Origin of the sequence: Streptomyces sp. DSM 41931, from assembly GCF_050271085.1 — a bacterium.
Classification (GTDB): domain Bacteria; phylum Actinomycetota; class Actinomycetes; order Streptomycetales; family Streptomycetaceae; genus Streptomyces; species Streptomyces albogriseolus.
In genome coordinates this window covers 5,296,951-5,315,820 of the sequence record NZ_CP189902.1, presented here as the reverse complement: position 1 = coordinate 5,315,820, position 18,870 = coordinate 5,296,951, and the positions used below count along the sequence as shown (strand labels likewise).

At 73.3% G+C, this 18,870-nt stretch carries 16 protein-coding genes; 3 read left to right on the top strand and 13 right to left on the bottom strand.

The window, feature by feature from the left end:
- Nucleotides 1-32: 32 nt before the first annotated feature.
- Together ACP7TJ_RS24570 and ACP7TJ_RS24565 are read right to left on the bottom strand one after the other, a co-directional pair.
- Complete coding sequence (locus ACP7TJ_RS24570; RefSeq protein WP_427765367.1) at nucleotides 33-1,331, bottom strand: AI-2E family transporter; 1,299 nt, start codon at nucleotides 1,329-1,331, stop codon at nucleotides 33-35.
- A 59-nt stretch (nucleotides 1,332-1,390) separates the two neighbouring features.
- A complete protein-coding gene (locus ACP7TJ_RS24565) occupies nucleotides 1,391-1,585 on the bottom strand; it encodes a DUF3046 domain-containing protein (protein ID WP_093765185.1) in 195 nt (64 codons plus the stop codon).
- Between the two features lie 79 nt (nucleotides 1,586-1,664).
- Here ACP7TJ_RS24565 and ACP7TJ_RS24560 point away from each other — a divergent pair, with 79 nt between their 5' ends.
- The gene (locus ACP7TJ_RS24560) at nucleotides 1,665-2,654 is read left to right on the top strand and encodes a hypothetical protein (RefSeq protein ID WP_427765364.1); all 990 of its coding nucleotides are present in this window, start codon (nucleotides 1,665-1,667) and stop codon (nucleotides 2,652-2,654) included.
- 132 nt (nucleotides 2,655-2,786) lie between these two features.
- Here ACP7TJ_RS24560 and ACP7TJ_RS24555 read toward each other — a convergent pair whose 3' ends face one another.
- From ACP7TJ_RS24555 to ACP7TJ_RS24545, 3 genes are read right to left on the bottom strand one after another with little or no spacing between them, the layout of a single operon-like run.
- Nucleotides 2,787-3,095 carry an AzlD domain-containing protein gene (locus ACP7TJ_RS24555; RefSeq protein ID WP_093765183.1) on the bottom strand — a complete coding sequence of 103 codons (309 nt, stop codon included), beginning with the start codon at nucleotides 3,093-3,095 and terminating at the stop codon, nucleotides 2,787-2,789.
- Entirely contained in the window at nucleotides 3,092-3,829 is a 738-nt protein-coding gene (locus ACP7TJ_RS24550; protein WP_427767458.1) for an AzlC family ABC transporter permease, read from the bottom strand. Before ACP7TJ_RS24550 ends, ACP7TJ_RS24555 begins: the two co-directional genes overlap by 4 nt.
- The gene (locus ACP7TJ_RS24545) at nucleotides 3,790-4,734 is read right to left on the bottom strand and encodes an AraC family transcriptional regulator (protein WP_167743604.1); all 945 of its coding nucleotides are present in this window, start codon (nucleotides 4,732-4,734) and stop codon (nucleotides 3,790-3,792) included. Before ACP7TJ_RS24545 ends, ACP7TJ_RS24550 begins: the two co-directional genes overlap by 40 nt.
- A 74-nt stretch (nucleotides 4,735-4,808) precedes the next feature.
- On the opposite strand from ACP7TJ_RS24545, the gene ACP7TJ_RS24540 reads away from it, so the two are divergent.
- A complete protein-coding gene (locus ACP7TJ_RS24540; RefSeq protein WP_427765359.1) occupies nucleotides 4,809-9,662 on the top strand; it encodes an ATP-dependent helicase in 4,854 nt (1,617 codons plus the stop codon).
- A 33-nt stretch (nucleotides 9,663-9,695) separates the two neighbouring features.
- Nucleotides 9,696-10,523 carry an Fpg/Nei family DNA glycosylase gene (locus tag ACP7TJ_RS24535; protein WP_367490983.1) on the top strand — a complete coding sequence of 276 codons (828 nt, stop codon included), beginning with the start codon at nucleotides 9,696-9,698 and terminating at the stop codon, nucleotides 10,521-10,523.
- Between the two features lie 12 nt (nucleotides 10,524-10,535).
- On the opposite strand, the gene ACP7TJ_RS24530 is transcribed toward ACP7TJ_RS24535, so the two are convergent.
- The 8 genes from ACP7TJ_RS24530 to ACP7TJ_RS24495 all read right to left on the bottom strand — a co-directional run bounded on the left by ACP7TJ_RS24530 (nucleotide 10,536) and on the right by ACP7TJ_RS24495 (nucleotide 18,848).
- Complete coding sequence (locus ACP7TJ_RS24530; protein WP_370165167.1) at nucleotides 10,536-10,766, bottom strand: hypothetical protein; 231 nt, start codon at nucleotides 10,764-10,766, stop codon at nucleotides 10,536-10,538.
- 50 nt (nucleotides 10,767-10,816) lie between these two features.
- Nucleotides 10,817-11,287, bottom strand: a complete 471-nt coding sequence (locus ACP7TJ_RS24525; protein ID WP_093765178.1) for a Dps family protein — start codon at nucleotides 11,285-11,287, stop codon at nucleotides 10,817-10,819.
- 200 nt (nucleotides 11,288-11,487) lie between these two features.
- The gene (locus tag ACP7TJ_RS24520; protein WP_003993396.1) at nucleotides 11,488-11,868 is read right to left on the bottom strand and encodes a helix-turn-helix domain-containing protein; all 381 of its coding nucleotides are present in this window, start codon (nucleotides 11,866-11,868) and stop codon (nucleotides 11,488-11,490) included.
- 109 nt (nucleotides 11,869-11,977) lie between these two features.
- Nucleotides 11,978-12,523 carry a CinA family protein gene (locus ACP7TJ_RS24515; RefSeq protein ID WP_427765354.1) on the bottom strand — a complete coding sequence of 182 codons (546 nt, stop codon included), beginning with the start codon at nucleotides 12,521-12,523 and terminating at the stop codon, nucleotides 11,978-11,980.
- Nucleotides 12,520-13,419: a CDP-diacylglycerol--glycerol-3-phosphate 3-phosphatidyltransferase gene (gene pgsA / locus ACP7TJ_RS24510; RefSeq protein WP_167743599.1), complete on the bottom strand. Its 900-nt coding sequence runs from the start codon at nucleotides 13,417-13,419 to the stop codon at nucleotides 12,520-12,522. The genes ACP7TJ_RS24515 and pgsA overlap by 4 nt, the downstream gene beginning before the upstream one ends.
- The gene (gene rimO, locus ACP7TJ_RS24505; RefSeq protein WP_427765350.1) at nucleotides 13,416-14,891 is read right to left on the bottom strand and encodes a 30S ribosomal protein S12 methylthiotransferase RimO; all 1,476 of its coding nucleotides are present in this window, start codon (nucleotides 14,889-14,891) and stop codon (nucleotides 13,416-13,418) included. The genes pgsA and rimO overlap by 4 nt, the downstream gene beginning before the upstream one ends.
- A 93-nt stretch (nucleotides 14,892-14,984) precedes the next feature.
- Nucleotides 14,985-15,827: a helix-turn-helix domain-containing protein gene (locus ACP7TJ_RS24500; RefSeq protein WP_228917971.1), complete on the bottom strand. Its 843-nt coding sequence runs from the start codon at nucleotides 15,825-15,827 to the stop codon at nucleotides 14,985-14,987.
- A 252-nt stretch (nucleotides 15,828-16,079) separates the two neighbouring features.
- Nucleotides 16,080-18,848 carry a DNA translocase FtsK gene (locus tag ACP7TJ_RS24495; protein ID WP_266549284.1) on the bottom strand — a complete coding sequence of 923 codons (2,769 nt, stop codon included), beginning with the start codon at nucleotides 18,846-18,848 and terminating at the stop codon, nucleotides 16,080-16,082.
- Between the last annotated feature and the right edge of the window lie 22 nt (nucleotides 18,849-18,870).

Below are 18,870 nucleotides of genomic sequence, written 5' to 3'. Positions count from 1 at the left end.
CGCACCCCGCACAGCTCAGACGCCCCGGCCCCTCACGCCCCGGCCGTCCCGCCGTCCCCGGCACCGGCCGCCCCGGCACCGGCCGCGGGCTCAGCACCGCCACTCTCCGGCCGCCGCTGGGCCCACAGCCCCCGGACCCGCCGGCCGAAGGCGCCCGACCCGCCCGACCCGCGGTGCCCGTGCACCCGCGGGTCGTCGGTGACGTCGTACCGCTTCACGTACGCGCCGAGGAACGCCTGGAGCGTGGCGACGGCCGGGATGGCGATCAGGGCGCCGACCGCGCCGAGCAGAGCCGTGCCCGCGACGACCGACCCGAAGGCGACCGCCGGGTGGATGTCGACGGTCCGGGAGGTCAGCTTGGGCTGCAGCACGTAGTTCTCGAACTGCTGGTAGACCACCACGAACACCAGCACCCACACCGCGTACCAGGGCGCGACCGTGAAGGCGATCAGCATGGGCAGCGCGCCCGCCAGATACGTGCCGATGGTGGGGATGAACTGCGAGACCAGACCGACCCACACGGCCAGCACGGGGGCGTAGGGCACGTCGAGGAACTCGAGCAGGACGTAGTGCGAGAGGCCCGAGATGAGGGCCATCAGTCCACGGGAGTAGAGGTAGCCGCCGGTCTTGTTCACGGCGATCTCCCAGGCGCGCAGCACTTCGGTCTGCCGGGCCGGCGGCAGGACGGAGCAGATGGTGCGGCGCAGCCGGGGCCCGTCGGCGGCGAAGTAGAACGAGAACAGGCCGACGGTCAGCAGCCGGAAGAGCCCCCCGAGCACCTGGGCGGACACGTCCAGCACGCCGGTGGCGCTGTTCTGCACGTAGTTGCGCAGCCAGTCGGACCGCAGCAGGTTCTCCTGGATGTCGACGCGCCGCAGTTCGGTGTGGAAGTGGGTGTTGATCCAGTTGATCACCGAGTCGAGGTACTGCGGGAAGTCCTCGACGATCTTGATGATCTGCTCCGCGAGCATCGAGCCGAGCAGCGTGACGAAGCCCGCTCCCACGACCAGGACGCCCACGAAGACGAGGAAGGTGCCGAGGCCCCGCCGCACCCCGCGCGCGGCCATCCAGCTCACCGCGGGTTCCACGGCGAGCGCCAGGAAGAACGCGATCAGGACGTTGATCAGCAGCCCGGTGAGCTGGTGGAAGGCCCAGCTGCCGAGCTGGAAGACGGCGATCAGCGCGAGCGCGAGCAGCATGGCGCGCGGCAGCCATCGCGGCATCCGGGCGCCTGCCCGGGGCGTGGGGTCCACCGGCGGACCGGCGGGCGGGGGCGTGCCGGGCACGGTCGTGTTCTGGCCCGCGGGCCCGGTCTCGTCGGTGGCTGCCACGGCCCAAGTCTCACCCACGGCCACGACGGCTGTCCGCTCCCGTGGGGCTTATGTGACGATCAGCGCAGTTCCCGGGGGACGCCCATGACGGAGCAGACCACCTGCCAGACGTCCTTGGCGTCCCACCCGGCCGCCAGCGCCTCGTGGACGGTCCGTCCGCCGAGTTCGGACATGACATGGTCGCGCGCGAAGGTGTCGGCGTAGCCCGCGCCGAAGTACTCCGTCATGCGCTCCCAGAAAACCGTCAACCGCATGCACCCAGTATCCCGCCTGCGGGGGTGGCACCGTCCCACGGGCCCTGCGGGGCTCCCCCGTGCGCCTACGGTCGGTGCCATGGCCGACATCGCAGCCGTACCGCTCACCCCGACGTCCCCTCCGCACGGCACGCTCGCGCGCGCGGAGCGTTTCGTGTGGCTCACCGCGCGCGTACTGGAGCAGCGCCTGTTCGCCCATCACTTCCGGGACGGCGCCGCGGGCCCGGTCGAGACCGCCCTGGAGGCGTACCGGAACGCCGACGGCGGCTACGGTCACGCCCTGGAGCCCGCCCTGCGCGGACCGGCAAGCCTGCCCGCGCACACCGCCCGCGCACTGCATGTGCTGGACTCCGTGGCGCGCTGCGACGCGCGCCGCGCGGAGGACGTGTGCCGCGCGGAGGACGTGTGCCGCTATCTGACGTCCGTCTCGACGACGGAGGGCGCCCTCACGGCCATCCGCCCGGAGGCGGCCCTTCCGGCCGTGCGCCCGGCCGGGAGCGGCGACGCAGCGGTCCGCCTGCCCGGCGCGCTGTCCGCCACCGCGCCGGTGGTGGGGCTGCTGCACCGCAACGAGGTGTGGCACCCGTGGCTGTTCCGCGCGACCGACTTCTGCTGGCAGGCCGTCGAGTCGCTGGACGCGGCGCGCCCCGGTGACGTGGTGGCCGCCGTGCTCTTCCTGGACCACGCCCCGGACCGCGCCCGCGCGGAGGCCGCCGCCGAGCGGCTGGGCCACCTGGTACGCCGGGAGCGGCTGGTGGTGCTCGACCCGGACGCCCCCGGCGCACGGCCGGCCGCCTCGACCGCCCCCGGTCACACCCCCGGTGACCGCCGCTTCCCGCACGACTACGCACGCACCCCGGACTCACTGGCGCGCGCGTGGTTCACCGACGCGGAGATCGAGCGTTCCCTGGACGTCCTAGCGGCCGGGCAGCAGGCCGACGGTGGCTGGCCCGCCCGCCGGCTCCCGGGCGCCCCTGAGCCCGCCCCTGCCGCCCTCCTGGAGGCCCGTCCCATCGCGACGATCGAGGCGCTGCGCACCCTGGCCGCGTACGGCCGCTCCCTCGCCTGAGGGGGCGTTCGACGACAGCAGGAGGCCGGACGAGCCGCCAACTTCCATCTGCCCCGCCGCACCCCCGCCTACGGCCGCCCCCTCGCCTGAGGAGGGCGCCACGGGAGGGCCGGAGAAGGCAGGCCCTCCGCCTCACCCGCCCAGTGCCCGTACTCCCGCCGTCACGAGCACGGCCGCCGCCACCACGAGCAGGAACGGCGCACGCAGCAGGAGCGCCACGGCGGCCGCCACCAGTCCGGCCGCCCGCGCGTCCAGGACCAGGGCGCGGCCGTCCGCGAAGGCCTGCTGGGCCGTGAGGGCGGCCAGCAGGGCCACGGGCAGCAGTGCGGCGAGCCGCCGGACGAGGGGCCGCTCGAGGACGCCTGCGGGCACCAGCAGCCCGACGAGCTTCACGGCGTAGCAGCCGACGACGGTCAGGCCGATCGCGAGCCAGATGTTCACCGCTCCTCCCCCCTCACATCACCGCGGGACGCGTTCCTGCGGCCGTGCGCCCACAGGACGACGGGTGCCGCCAGGGCGGCCACCAGGACCGGGACGCCGGCGGGCAGCACGGGCAGCAGGCCGAGCCCCAGCAGCACGGCGAGGGCGGCGACGGCCCGCTCGGTACCGGTGCGCAGCATGGGGGCGAGCAGCGCCAGGAACACGGCGGGACCGGCCGCGTCCAGGCCCCACGCCTTGGTGTCGCCGATGGCGTCCGCGCCCAGTGCGCCGAGCAGCGTGGTGAGGTTCCACAGGACGTAGAGGCTGAGCCCGGTGACCACGAAGCCGATGCGGGCGGCGCGGCGGGTGGGCTGCGCGAGCGAGACGGCGGTGGTCTCGTCGATCACCCACTGGGCGGCGAACGGCCGCACCGCGCGGGGCAGTGCCAGCAGCTGCGACAGCCGCAGCCCGTAGAAGGCGTTGCGCACGCCGAGGAAGAAGGCGCCCGCGGCGGCCGTGACGGCGCCGCCGCCCGCCGCCAGCGCCCCCACCAGGGCGAACTGGGAGGCGCCGGTGAACACCAACAGGCTGAGCGCGCAGGTCTGGAGAAGGCTGAGCCCGCTGCCCGCCGAGGTCACGCCGAAGGCGAACCCGGAGAGTCCGACGGCGACCCCGACTCCTAGGGCGTCCCGCACCACGGCGCCGTCCGGCTTCCCTACCCCCTCGGGCGGGGTGTGTGCTCCGTCGGACCGTATGTCCGGGTGCTCGTGCTCTGCTGTCCGTTCCACTGCCACACCCCGGACGCTACGGAAGGGCCGCCGCGCGCGTCTTGTACGTTCTTGCGCTCGCGCTGGTAGGCGCCCGGCGGGACGCCGACGATGCGGCTGAAGTGCCGGTTGAGGTGCGGCTGGTCGGTGAACCCCACGGTGACGGCCGCCTCGGACGGCGTCGTCCCCGCGTCCAGCAGCCGCCGGGCGCGCCGTACGCGCGCGTCGGTGAGCCAGGTGTGCGGGGGCATGCCGTAGGTGTCGCGGAAGGCGCGCAGCAGGGCGAACGGACTGGTGCCGAGGTCGGCGGCGAGCTGCTCCAGGGTGGGCGGGGCGGCCATGCGCTCCTCGAGCACGGCACGCGCGCGTGCCGCGGTCCGGGCGCCGGCCGTGCGGACCTCGCGCCGGGGCAGCGTGCCGCCGTTCAGCCGAAGCAGCCGGGTCACCGCGACCCTCAGCAGGGTGTCGGCGGCGAGCGCGTTGCCCTCGTCGGTGGCCCGCAGCACCTGGTGGACCAGCTGGACGGTGTACGGGTCGTCGAGGACGGGGGTGACGAAGCCCGGGGTGCCGCGCAGGGTGGTGGTCTCGGCGGCGATCGCGGCCACGACATCCGGCGACGGGTAGACGGCCCCGTACTGCCAGCCCTCCGGGACGCCCGCCCGGCCGGTGTGAGGTGTGTCCGGGTTCACCAGGGCGAGGGCTCCGGCGCCCGCGTACTGGTCGCCGCTCCCGTGCTGGAAGACCTCGACGCCGTCGGCGATGGCGGCGATCACGAAGTGTTCGTGGGTGTGCCGGACGAACGACTTGCGGATGTAGCGGGCGCGCAACAGGTCGACACCGGGCAGTTCCTCGTACCGCCAGTGCCGTGCCCGTTCCCCGCGCGTTTCCGCCATACCGTCATTGTCACGCGGTCCGGCCGGCGCCCCGGACCGGCCCGGTTGTCAGTGGCCGGGTGCACGATGGACGCATGGTCAGCGATCCGCGCCGTGCCCTGGACGGCTTCTCCCCCGCGACCCGTGGCTGGTTCACGGGGGCCTTCTCCGCGCCCACGGCCGCCCAGGCCGGCGCCTGGCAGGCCATCGGGGCGGGCTCGGACGTGCTGGTGGTGGCGCCGACCGGTTCGGGGAAGACGCTGGCCGCGTTCCTCGCCGCCCTGGACCAGCTGGCCTCGACGCCCCCGCCGGCCGACCCCAGGAAACGCTGCCGTGTGCTGTACGTCTCGCCGCTGAAGGCCCTCGCCGTCGACGTCGAGCGCAATCTGCGCAGCCCGCTGACCGGCATCCGCCAGGAGGCCGTGCGCCTGGGAATGCCGGAGCCCGAGGTGAAGGTCGGCATCCGCTCCGGCGACACCCCGCCCGCCGAGCGCCGTGCCCTCGCCACCCGGCCGCCGGACATCCTGATCACCACGCCCGAGTCGCTTTTCCTGATGCTGACGTCCGCCACGCGCGACGCGCTCGCGGGCGTGGAGACGGTGATCCTCGACGAGGTGCACGCGGTCGCGGGCACCAAGCGCGGCGCGCACCTGGCGCTGTCCCTGGAGCGGCTGGACGAGCTGCTGCCGAAGCCGGCCCGCCGCATCGGCCTGTCGGCCACCGTGCGCCCCGTGGACGAGGTCGCCCGCTTCCTGTCCCCGCGCCGCAAGACGGAGATCGTGCAGCCGGAGTCGGGCAAGGAGTTCGACCTCTCCGTGGTGGTGCCGGTCGAGGACCTCGGCGAGCTGGGCGGCTCGCCCGTCTCCGAGAGCTCGGAGGGTGCGGAGAAGCCCTCCATCTGGCCGCACGTCGAGGAGCGGATCGCCGACCTGGTGCAGAGCCACCGCTCGACCATCGTGTTCGCCAACTCCCGCCGCCTCGCCGAGCGGCTGTGCAACCGGCTCAACGAGATCGCCTACGAGCGCGCCACCGGCGAGCCCCTGGACGAGCACCACTCCCCCGCCGAGCTGATGGGCGGCTCCGGAGCCGCCCAGGGCGCGCCCGCGGTCATCGCGCGGGCGCACCACGGCTCGGTGTCCAAGGAGCAGCGCGCCCAGGTGGAGGAGGACCTGAAGGCGGGCCGGCTGCCCGCGGTGGTCGCCACGTCCAGCCTGGAGCTGGGCATCGACATGGGCGCCGTCGATCTGGTGGTGCAGGTCGAGTCGCCGCCGTCGGTCGCCTCCGGCCTCCAGCGCGTGGGCCGCGCGGGCCACCAGGTGGGCGCGGTGTCCACGGGCGTGGTGTTCCCGAAGTACCGGGGCGACCTGATGCAGGCCGCCGTCGTCACCGAGCGGATGCGCACGGGCGCGATCGAGTCCCTGCGCGTCCCGTCGAACCCGCTGGACGTCCTGGCGCAGCAGCTCGTGGCGATGACGGCGATGGACACCTGGCAGTTCGACGACCTGCTGGCGGTGGTCCGCCGGGCGGCCCCCTTCGCCTCGCTGCCCGAGTCCGCGTTCACGTCCGTGCTGGACATGCTCGCCGGCCGCTATCCGTCGGACGCCTTCGCGGAGCTGCGCCCGCGGGTGGTGTGGGACCGCGTCACGGGTGAGATCACCGGACGCCCGGGAGCCCAGCGGCTGGCCGTCACCTCGGGCGGCACGATCCCAGACCGCGGCCTGTTCGGCGTGTTCCTGGCGGGCGCCGACCCCAAGAAGGGCGGAGGCCGGGTCGGCGAGCTGGACGAGGAGATGGTCTACGAGTCGCGCGTGGGCGACGTCTTCACGCTCGGCACCAGCTCGTGGCGCATCGAGGACATCACGCGCGACCGGGTCCTGGTCTCCCCCGCGCCGGGTGTGCCGGGCCGGCTGCCGTTCTGGAAGGGCGACCAGCTGGGCCGTCCGCTGGAGCTGGGCCGCGCGCTGGGCGCGTTCCTGCGCGAGGTGGGCTCGCTGTCCGACGAGGACGCCCGGCTGCGGCTGCTGGCGGCGGGTCTGGACGCCTGGGCCGCGGACAACGTGCTGTCGTACCTCAGGGAGCAGCGCGAGGCGTGCGGTCACATCCCGGACGACCGCACGATCGTGGTGGAGCGGTTCCGCGACGAGCTGGGCGACTGGCGGGTGGTCGTCCACTCCCCGTTCGGCGCCCAGGTGCACGCCCCGTGGGCGCTCGCGCTGGGCGCCCGCCTGTCCGAGCGGTACGGCATGGACGCCCAGGTGATGCATGCCGACGACGGCATCGTGCTGCGCCTCCCGGACGCCGACCTGATGGGCCTGGACCTGCTCGACCAGGAACCGGCGAAGGCCGGCACGGAGTACGACGCGGACCAGGCCCCCGTGGGCGCCGCCGACGTCGTCTTCGACAAGGGCGAGGTCGACCAGGTCGTCACCGACCAGGTCGGCGGCTCGGCGCTGTTCGCCTCCCGGTTCCGTGAGTGCGCCGCCCGCGCGCTGCTGCTGCCGCGCCGTAACCCGGGCCGGCGCACACCGCTGTGGCAGCAGCGTCAGCGCGCCTCCCAGCTGCTTCAGGTGGCCGGCGAGTTCGGGTCGTTCCCGATCGTCCTGGAGGCGGTGCGCGAGTGCCTCCAGGACGTGTTCGACGTCCCCGGCCTGGTCGAGCTGATGGGCGACCTGGAGTCCCGGAAGGTGCGGCTGGTCGAGGTCACCACCCCGGAGCCGTCCCCGTTCGCGCGCTCCCTGCTGTTCGGGTACGTCGCCCAGTTCCTGTACGAGGGCGACTCCCCGCTCGCCGAGCGCCGTGCGGCCGCCCTGTCGCTGGACTCGCGGCTGCTCGCGGAGCTGCTCGGCCAGGCGGAGCTGCGCGAGCTGCTGGACGCCGAGGTGCTCACGGAGCTGGAGCGCGAGCTGCAGTGGCTCACCGAGGACCGGCGCGCGAAGGACACCGAGAGCGTCGCCGACCTGCTGCGGATGCTCGGTCCGCTCACCGAGGCCGAGCTGGCCGAGCGGGGCGCCGAGCCGCTGTGGGCGCAGGAGCTGGCCTCCGCGCGGCGCGCCATCCGGGTGCGCATCGCGGGCGAGGACCACTGGGCGGCCGTCGAGGACGCGGGCCGGCTGCGGGACGCGCTGGGCACGGCGCTGCCGGTCGGCGTGCCCGAGGCGTTCACCGAACCCGTCAAGGACCCCCTGGGCGACCTCCTCGCGCGGTACGCGCGCACGCACGGCCCGTTCACGTCGGCGACGGCGGCGGCCCGCTTCGGGCTGGGCGTGGCCGTCACCGAGGGCGCCCTGCAGCGCCTCGCGGCGGCCGGCCGGGTCGTGCAGGGCGAGTTCCACCCGGCCGGGATCGGACAGGAGTGGTGCGACGCGGCGGTGCTGCGCCGGCTGCGCCGCCGTTCCCTGGCCGCGCTGCGGCACGAGCTGGAGCCGGTGCCGCCCGCCGCGCTGGCCCAGTTCCTCCCCCAGTGGCAGCACATGGGCAAGGGCCACTCCCTGCGCGGCATCGACGGACTGCTACGGGCCGTCGAGCAGTTGCAGGGCGCGTCCGTGCCCGCCTCCTCCCTGGAGAAGCTGGTCCTGCCGTCCCGGGTGGCGAACTACGCCCCGGCCATGCTCGACGAGCTGACCGCGTCCGGCGAGGTGATCTGGGCGGGCGCGGGTTCGCTGCCGGGCAAGGACGGCTGGGTGTCGCTGTACCTGGCGGACGCGGCCCCCCTGCTGCTGCCTCCCCCGCACCCGCTGGAGACGACCGCGCTGCACGAGTCCGTGCTGGCCGCCCTGTCCGGCGGCTACGGCCTCTTCTTCCGGCAGATCGCCGACCAGGTCCGCGCCACCACGCACCCCGAGGCGAGCGATGTGCAGCTGGCCGACGCCCTGTGGGACCTCGCCTGGTCCGGGCGGCTCACCAACGACACGCTCAACCCGCTGCGCGCCCTGCTCGGTTCCGGGCGCACCGCCGGGTCCACGGCCCACCGCGCCAAGCGCGCGGTGCCGCGCGGACGCTACGGCTCCCTCACGGCGGCGGCCCGCAGCGCCTCCCGCACGGGCCCGCCCACCGTCGCCGGCCGCTGGTCGCTGCTGCCCGGCCGGGAGGGCGACACCACGGTCCGCGCGCACGCCCTGGCCCGCACGCTGCTGGACCGGCACGGCGTGGTGACCCGGGGCGCCGTCGCGGCGGAGGGCGTCGAAGGCGGCTTCTCGGCGGTGTACCGCGTGCTGTCCGCCTTCGAGGAGACCGGGCAGGCCCGGCGTGGCTACGTGGTGGAGGGCCTCGGCGCCGCCCAGTTCGCGATGGACGGCGCCGTGGACCGCCTGCGTGCGGCCGCCAACGCCCGGGAGCGCGGCGAGGGGCGCACGCCCCCGGACGTGCCCGCTCCGTTCGGCGCGCCGTCCGACCCCTACGGACTCGGGCCGGGCCGGGACGACGCGTCGTACCTGCCCTCGCGGCCCGGTGAGTACGTCTCGCCGCGCGACCTCGCCGCCCAGGGCTCGCAGCCCTGGCAGAACGGCCAAGGTCCCTCGTACGACCCGTTCGCCGGACGCCGTACGGGGCCGGACCGCACCTCCCGGGCCGTGGTGCTGGCCGCCGCCGACCCGGCCAACGCCTACGGGGCGGCCCTGGGGTGGCCGGAGCCGCCGGACGGCGCGAGCCACAAGCCGGGCCGCAAGGCGGGCTCCCTGGTGGTGCTGGTGGACGGAGAGCTGACGCTCTACATGGAGCGCGGCGGCAAGACCGTACTCGCCTGGCCCGCCGACCCCGGCGCCGACCCGGCCGACGACCCGAGGCTGCCGGTGGCCGCCGAGGCGCTCGCGAACGCCGCCCGCGCGGGCTCCCTCGGCACGGTGACCGTGGAGCGCGTCAACGCCACCCCGGCCCTGACGTCCCCGCTGGGCGCCCTCCTGGAGGCCGCGGGTTTCGTGGCCACGCCCAGGGGGCTGCGGCTGCGCGCCTGACCGGGTACGGCCCGGCCGTGTCACCCTTGACGCATGCCCGAAGGAGACACGGTCTGGCAGGCCGCGCGACGGCTGCACGACGCCCTCGCGGGCAGAGTGCTGGTCCGCAGCGATCTGCGGGTGCCCCGCTTGGCCACCTCCGACCTCACCGGCCGTTCGGTGCTGGACGTCACGGCGCGCGGAAAGCACTTGCTGACCCGGATCGAGGGCGGCCTGACCCTGCACTCGCATCTGCGGATGGACGGCTCCTGGCGGATCTTCACGCCCGGGCAGCGCTGGAACGGCGGCCCGGCGCACCAGATCCGCGCCGTCCTCGCCAACGCCGAGCGCACGGCGGTCGGCTACCGGCTGCCGGTGCTGGAGCTGATCCGCACCGAGGACGAGGAGGACCGCGCGGTCGGCCACCTCGGCCCCGACCTGCTCGGCCCCGACTGGGACGCCGACATCGCTCTGGCCAACCTCACCAAGGACCCCGACCGCGAACTCGGCGAGGCCCTGCTGGACCAGCGGAACCTCGCGGGCATCGGCAACGTGTTCAAGAGCGAGCTGTGCTTCCTGCTCAACGTCACGCCCTGGCTCCCCGTCGGCGAGCTGTCCGCCGACCGGCTGGCGAGCCTCCCGGAGCTGGCCAGGAAGCTGCTGGAGTTCAACCGCGACCGCCCGATCCGCAACACCACGGGACGGCGCGGCCTGGACCTCTATGTGTACGGCCGCGCCCGCCGCCCCTGTCTGCGCTGCGGCACGCCGATCCGGGTGGCCGAGCAGGGCGACGGCTCACGCGAACGCCCCACGTACTGGTGTCCCGCCTGCCAGCCGGGACCGACTCCTGAACCCGCACCGCGAAGCCGCCGGGGCCCCTAGCCGGCCAGGGCGTCACTCCGCACCCCGGGAGCGCCCCGCACGCCAGGCCCGCCGCCACCGGCCGGCGGCGAGCGCCCCGTCCGCACGGGCTTTGGGCAGACAGTGCACCGGGAGCACGCTGAGTCCCCATCCGCCGGCCGCGACCGCGCCCTCCAGGGCGCCGGCGTCGGGGGCGAGCAGCAGCCGGGCCGCCGCCCACCACCACAGGACCGTGAACGCCACGGCGGCGGCACACCGGTACACCCCCGCCGCGGTCCTGCGAGCGTGGACTTCTCCGGCGCCCCGCGGCCGTATCACCCGTTCGCGGCCTGGAACATCCAGTGGTGCTTCTCGAGGTCCGCGGTGATGGTGATGAAGATGTCCTGGGTCACCGGGTCGGGCTCCTCGGTCGCCGCGATCCGCTCCCGCATGCGGGTGATGACCGCGCCCAGCGCGTCCACCAGCGTGCTCACCGCCGCCGCGTCGTCGACCCAGCCCTCGGGCGTGACGCCGATGCCGCTGCCGACGGCCACGGTCGCGGCCCGCCCGTCGGGCGAGACGCCGAGGGCCGCGGCGCGTTCGGCCACGGTGTCGGAGTGAGCGCGCGCGGTGGTCACGACCTCGTCGAGCTGGAGATGGACGGAGCGGAAGCGCGGTCCGACCACGTTCCAGTGGATCTGCTTGGCCACCAGGGAAAGGTCGATCAGATCGACCAGGGCGCCCTGCAGTGCCTCAGAAACGGTCTTCAGGTTCTCGTCGGACAACGGGCTCTTCACGACGTACATCCGCACCTCCGTGGCTGATCCCCCGTCTCCGTCTCCACGATGACGGCCCGCCGCCACACCGGCAAACGCAGCCCCGCCCCGCTCCCCCCTGACTTCCGCGGGCATGCGAAAACCCCGGCGGCACCCCTCCGGAATCCTCCGGAGGAGCCCTCACCGGGGCATCTCACATCCTCATACCGCGCGGGCGCCGGACACCGGGCTCAGGCGGCGACGACGTCCACCGCCTCGGCGGGCGCCTTGATGGTCACCCGTTCCGGTGGCACACCGGTCACCGACACGGAACCCAGCATCGGTCGAACCGGCGTGGGTACGGGCTCGCTGGGGGTCGCTGCAGCAGACTGGGCCAGCTCGGCGAGAGCGAGTTCGTCGCTCACCTCCCGCATGAGCTCGGACATCCGTACGTCCAACGCGTCGCAGATCGCGGAGAGCAGTTCGGAGGAAGCCTCCTTCTGCCCCCGCTCCACCTCGGAGAGATAGCCGAGCGAAACTCGGGCGGACGAGGAGACTTCGCGCAGAGTACGGCCCTGGCGCTGGCGCTGCCGACGCAGCACGTCACCCAGCAGGCGACGGAGCAGAATCATCGGTGGCTCCCTCCTCGGACCGCGTAGCCGCATCCTTCTCGCCCCACCGTACCGCCTCGCGCCGCGGCCGTGCGGGGAGCGATGTCGTGTTCACTCTGGGCTGCAAACATCAAAACCCCCCGTTCCGTTCCGTATCCTGTGCCCGCTCATTCCCGGTCTGTTCGCCCGCCAGCTCCGCGAGGAGCAGGGCGAGTACGCTCCGTACACTCTCCATACGAATTTCCGCGCGGTCGCCGTTCAACCGCAGATGGCGCACTTTTCCGCCAGAGGCGGAAGCGTCGCTCTCCGCGGAAGGGCCGTCCACGGCGACGTACACCGTGCCGACGGCCTGTCCGTCCTGAGGGTCGGGGCCGGCCACCCCCGTGGTGGCGATGCCCCAGTCGGCGCCGAGCGCCTTGCGCACCCCGGCCGCCATCTGGGCCGCCACCTGCGGATCCACCGCTCCGCGCTGGGCCAGCAGAGTGGCGTCCACGCCCAGCAGCCGGTGCTTGAGCTCGGTGGCGTAGGCCGTCACCGAGCCACGGAAGACCCTGGACGCCCCGGGGACGGAGGTGATCTCCGCCGCCACCAGGCCACCGGTCAGCGACTCGGCGACCGCGAGCGTCCCGCCCTTCACGGTGAGTAGTCGCACCACCTCGGTGGCCGTAGAACTCACTCTTCCGTCTCCTCCAACGCCGCCTCGCGCTCGGCGATTCCCTGCCTGCGGAGCACAATGGCCTGTTTCACATAGTCGAGTCCGGTCACCACGGTCAGCACCACCGCCGCGGCCATCACCCACCACCGCAGCGTCGCCAGCCACCCGGTCAGCGCGAGCACGTACATGCCCACGGCCACGCCCTGGGTGAGCGTCTTGAGCTTGCCGCCGCGGCTGGCCGGGATCACCCCGTAACGGATGACCAGGAAGCGCAGCAGGGTGATCCCGAGTTCCCTGCCGAGGATCACGCCCGTGACCCACCACGGCAGGTCGCCCAGCGCGGACAGGCAGATCAGCGCCGCGCCCATGATGGCCTTGTCGGCGATGGGGTCGGCGATCTTCCCGAAGTCGGTGACCAGGTTGTAGGTGCGCGCCAGATGACCGTCGAACAGATCGGTGATCATGGCGATGGCGAAGGCCGCCCAGGCCAGCGAGCGCCAGGCCGGGTCGTAGCCGCCGTCGGCCAGCATCAGCATGACGAACGCCGGCACCAGCAGCAGCCGGAGCATGGTCAGCAGGTTGGCGATGTTCCAGACGCTGGCCTGGTCGACGGCCGCCGCCGCGATCTTGCCGCCGCGCGGGGCCCGCGTGGAGCCCTGTGCCTCGGCGGTCCCGGCGTTCCCGGTGCCCTCGGGGGACGACGAAGGGGAAGCAGAGGAAGGGGCCGTCGCGCGGACGTCCTCGGGGCTCGACGCGTCACGCCGTGCCCGCCCGCCTCCGGACTCGCCCGGAGCCGTGTCCCTGGCCTCCCGCGCGAGCGCGCGGCCCGACGCCGGTGTCAGGCCCCCGGACGCGGGACCCTTCGCCCTCCTCGCGCCGGAGGGGCCACCTGCCGCCGATGCCGGGACACCCGTCATCTGCCCGCCTCCTCGATGCGCGCGGGCGAGCCCTCGAAGAGCGGCTCGGCCACCAGGTCGACACCTTCCGTGGCGACCACCTTCGCCTCGACCATACGGCCGACACTCAGTCCCTCGCCGCTCGTGAGCAGCACCTGCCCGTCCGTCTCGGGAGCCTGGTGCGCGGCACGGCCGTACACACCCTCCTCCTCGTCGACGGACTCCACCAGGACGTGCACGGTCTCGCCTACCCGCTCCTCGGCGCGCTGCGAGACGAGTTCCTCGGCCAGCCGGGAGACGCGGGCCAGCCGCTCGGCGACCACGTCCTCGTCCAGCTTGCCGTCGTAACCGGCCGCCTCGGTGCCCTCCTCGTCGGAGTAGCCGAACACGCCGATGGCGTCGAGCCGGGCGTGGCTCAGGAACCGCTCCAGCTCGGCGAGGTCGGACGCGGACTCGCCGGGGAAGCCGACGATGAAGTTGGAGCGCACGCCGGCCTGGGGCGCCTTGCTCCGGATGGTGTCGAGCAGCTCCAGGAAGCGGTCGGTGTCGCCGAAGCGGCGCATGGCGCGCAGCACGTCGGGTGCGGAGTGCTGGAAGGACAGGTCGAAGTAGGGGGCGACCTTGGGGGTGGAGGTCAGCACGTCGATCAGACCGGGCCGCATCTCGGCCGGCTGGAGGTAGCTGACGCGCACCCGCTCCAGGCCGTCGACCTCGGCGAGTTCGGGCAGCAGGGACTCCAGCAGGCGGATGTCGCCGAGGTCCTTGCCGTAGGAGGTGTTGTTCTCGGAGACCAGCATGACCTCCTTCACGCCCTGCTCCGCCAGCCACCGCGTCTCGTTGAGGACGTCGCTGGGGCGGCGGGAGATGAAGGAGCCGCGGAAGGAGGGGATGGCGCAGAAGGAGCAGCGCCGGTCGCAGCCGGAGGCGAGCTTCACCGAGGCGACCGGGGAGCCGTCCAGGCGGCGCCGCAGGGGTGCGCGGGGGCCCGAGGCGGGGGCGAGGCCGTCGGGCAGGTCGGCCGGGCCGTGCCCGGGCAGCGCGACGGCGGCGGCGGACTCCTGCCGCTCGGCCGGGCTGATGGGCAGCAGCTTGCGCCGGTCGCGCGGGGTGTGGGCGGCGTGGATCCCGCCGTTCAGGATGGTCTGCAGACGGTCGGAGATGTTCGCGTAGTCGTCGAAGCCGAGCACGCCGTCGGCCTCGGGAAGGGCTTCGGCGAGCTCCTTGCCGTACCGCTCGGCCATGCAGCCCACGGCGACGACGGCCTGCGTTCTCCCGTGTCCCTTGAGGTCGTTGGCCTCCAGGAGGGCGTCGACGGAGTCCTTCTTGGCGGCCTCGACGAAGCCACAGGTGTTGACGACGGCGACGTCCGCGTCCTCGGCGTCCTCCACGAGCTGCCAGCCGTCCGCCTCCAAACGGCCTGCGAGCTCCTCCGAGTCCACCTCGTTACGGGCGCAGCCAAGGGTGACCAGTGCGACGGTACGGCGTTCAGGCATGGGCTCTAGACTACTTCGTCCCGGCGACGCCCCACGTCGACGGGGTTGGCCGGACCCGGCCAACCCCGTGGTGATCGCGTTTCCGGGAGCCGCTCACCCGGCCTGGGGGTCGCCCTTGGTGTAGGTGAGGCGCTCCACGGCGCCCGGCTGCCAGTCGTCCTCGATCTTCTTGCCGTTCACGAACAGGTCGAGGGCGCCCGCGTCGCCGAGGACCAGATCGATCTTGGAGCTGTCCTGGAAGGTCTTGTCCTCGTCCTTCTTGAGCAGCCCGGCGTAGAGCATCTTGCCGTTGTGGTCCTTGGCGGAGATCCAGCTGGGTCCGTCGGCGGCGACGACCTTGACGGTCACCTTGTCCTGCGGGGCCGCGGCGATGGCGCTGTCCGACGGCTCCGGCGCGGGCACGACGGGCTTCGCGGTCTTGCCGGCGGAGCTGGGCGTGGGCGACGCGGTCGGCTCGGTGTCGCCGGCGACGTTCGCCTCGCCGTCGTCGCCGCCGTTGACCATCGTGAAGCCGACGAAGCCGATCACGACCACGATCGCGGCGACCATGGCGGCGGTCCAGTTGGGTCCGCGCCGCTCCGGACGGATCCGCTCCGCCTCGAAGAGGGGCGCGGCCGGGGTGGGCGCCGGGCGGCCGCCGCCGTTCTGGGCCTCGTACTGGGCGAGCAGCGGGGAAGGGTCGAGCTTCACGGCCTTGGCCAGCGTGCGGATGTGCCCGCGCGCGTACACGTCGCCGCCGCAGGGCGCGAAGTCGTCCCGCTCGATGGCGTGGACGATGGCGGTACGGACGCGGGTGGCGGTACTGATGTCGTCGACGGTGAGCCCGGCGGCGATGCGCGCCTGCTGCAGCGCACGGCCGACCGAGACGGAAGGGCGGTCTTCCTCGGAAACGTCTTCGAACGGACGCTCGTCTTCAGGGGAGTTGCCGATGGACACGGGGGCGCCTTTCGAGCGTGTAGCCGCCTGTGCTGGAGGTTCAGTCTAGGTGGGGTACGAAGGGGTGGGGCAACCGGGCGTTCGTCCTTTGTACGCCATCGGAATGGCCCGACATTCCGATGGTCGTCCTGCTGTCTGACACTTCGTTCAACTTGACGTATGCCGACGGGGAACGGTTGCTCGTCGATCGCTTACGGAAGGGTCACGGTCACCCGGCCGGACGTCCCGGCGCGACGACCGTGTCCCCGCCGCCTACCCTTCAGACTCCCCGCGGATCAGCGCGAGCACGCCGTCCAGCTCATCAGGCTTCACAAGAACGTCACGAGCCTTCGAACCTTCGCTCGGTCCGACGATGTTACGGGACTCCATGAGGTCCATCAGCCGGCCCGCCTTGGCGAAGCCGACGCGCAGCTTGCGCTGGAGCATCGACGTGGACCCGAACTGGGTGGAGACGACCAGCTCGGCCGCCTGGCACAGCAGGTCGAGGTCGTCGCCGATGTCCTCGTCGATCTCCTTCTTCTGCTTGGTGCCGACGACCACGTCGTCCCGGAAGACCGGCGCCATCTGGTCCTTGCAGTGCTGGACGACCGCCGCGACCTCCTCCTCGGTCACGAACGCGCCCTGCATACGCGTGGGTTTGTTCGCGCCCATCGGCAGGAACAGCCCGTCGCCCTTGCCGATCAGCTTCTCGGCGCCGGGCTGGTCGAGGATGACCCGCGAGTCGGCGAGCGAGGACGTGGCGAACGCCAGCCGGGACGGCACGTTCGCCTTGATCAGACCGGTGACGACGTCGACCGAGGGCCGCTGGGTGGCCAGCACCAGGTGGATGCCGGCCGCGCGCGCGAGCTGGGTGATGCGCACGATGGCGTCCTCGACGTCGCGCGGGGCGACCATCATCAGGTCGGCCAGCTCGTCCACGATCACCAGCAGATACGGGTACGGCTGGAGCTCGCGCTCGCTGCCCTCGGGCGGCTTGACCTTGCCCTCGCGCACCGCGCGGTTGAAGTCGTCGATGTGCCGGTAGCCGTAGGCGGCCAGGTCGTCGTAGCGCAGGTCCATCTCGCGCACGACCCACTGGAGCGCCTCGGCGGCCCGCTTGGGGTTGGTGATGATCGGCGTGATCAGGTGCGGGATGCCCTCGTACGCGGTCAGCTCGACGCGCTTGGGGTCGACCAGGATCATCCGGACGTCCTCCGGGGTCGCCCGCATCATGACCGAGGTGATCAGGCAGTTGATGCAGGACGACTTGCCGGAGCCGGTGGCGCCCGCGACCAGCATGTGCGGCATCTTCGCCAGCGAGTCCATCACGTAGCCGCCCTCGACGTCCTTGCCGAAGGCGACCAGCATCGGGTCGTCGTCCTCGGCGGACTCCGCGAGCCGCAGCACGTCGCCGAGGTTCACCATTTCCCGGTCGGTGTTGGGGATCTCGATGCCGACCGCGGACTTGCCGGGGATCGGGCTGATGATCCGCACGTCCGGGCTGGCGACGGCGTACGCGATGTTCTTGGTGAGCGCGGTGACCCGCTCGACCTTCACGGCCGGGCCGAGTTCGACGACGTACCGGGTGACCGTCGGGCCGCGGGTGAAGCCGGTGACGTCGGCGTCCACCTTGAACTCGGTGAAGACCTTCCGCAGCGCCTCCACTATGGCGTCGTTGGCGGCGCTGCGCGCCTTGCCCGGTCCGCCGCGGTGCAGCAGGTCGAGCGAGGGCAGGGAGTACGTGATGTCGCCGGAGAGCTGCAACTGCTCCGCGCGCGGCGGCAGATCGCGGGGTTCGCGCGGCGGTGCCTTGGTCATGTCGAGCACACCCGCGGGCGGCCGCTCCCGCTGCTCGGTCCCCTCGTCCTTCGCGGGCGCGTCCCGCTTGGACCTGCCCTGCTTGGGCGTGTCCTGCTGCGGGCGGGCGGCCGGGACCGGCGTCGGGGTGGTCGGCTCGTGGTCGCCGGTGCTGACGCCCTGGGTGAGGTCGGCGACGACCGGGGAGGGCGGCATGCCGTGCAGCACGGCGCCGTCGAGCGCGGCGGCCGCGGCGGCGGCCACGTCCACGGCGTCCATCGGCCGGTTGGCGTCGGGCTGCGGCACGGCGGACCGGCGCGGGCGGCGCCGGCGCCGGGACAGCGCCTCGTCCTCCGCGCGCTCCGGGTCGTACTCCTGGGGCGCCGGACGGCGCCTGCGGCGGCTCTCGGGCAGCGTCTCGCGCCACTGCTCCTCGTAGCGCTCGTCGTCCTCGCCGAACTCGTACGGCTCCGGCTCGTGCACCAGCCCCAGCCGCACGCCGACCTGGCGCAGCCGCTGCGGGATGGCGTTGACCGGGGTGGCCGTGACCACCAGCAGGCCGAAGACCGTGAGCAGCACCAGCAGGGGCACGGCCAGGACGTCGGTCATGGTGGACGACAGCGGGGCGGCCGCGCCCCAGCCGATGAGGCCGCCGGCGTCCCTTATGGCCTGCATGCCGTCGGCACGGGCGGGCGAGCCGCAGGCGATGTGGATCTGGCCCAGGACGCCGATGACGAGAGCGGACAGGCCGATGACGATCCGCCCGTTGGCCTCGGGCTTCTCCGGGTGCCGGATGAACCGTACGGCGACGACCGCGACGAGGATCGGCACCAGCAGGTCGAGCCGTCCGAACGCGCCGGTGACCAGGATCTCCACCAGGTCGCCGACGGGCCCCTCGAGGTCGGCCCAGGTGCCGGCGGCCACGATCAGCGCGATGCCGAGCAGCAGCAGCGCCAGACCGTCCTTGCGGTGGGCCGGGTCGAGGTTCTTGGCGCCCTGCCCTATACCGCGGAACACGGCGCCGACGGCGTGCGCCAGGCCCAGCCACAGGGCGCGGACGAGCCGGTAGACGGCGCCGGTCGGATTCGGGGCCGGCGCGGGGACCGGCCTTTTCGCCGGAGCCTTCTTGGCGGGCGCCTTCTTCGCCGGGGTTTTCCTGGCGGCGGCCTTCTTCGCCGGAGCCTTCGCGGAAGCGACCGCCTTCTTCGCGGGCGGCTTCTTGGCAGCGGAGGGACGTGAGGCCATGGTGTGAGGTTACCGGGGGAGA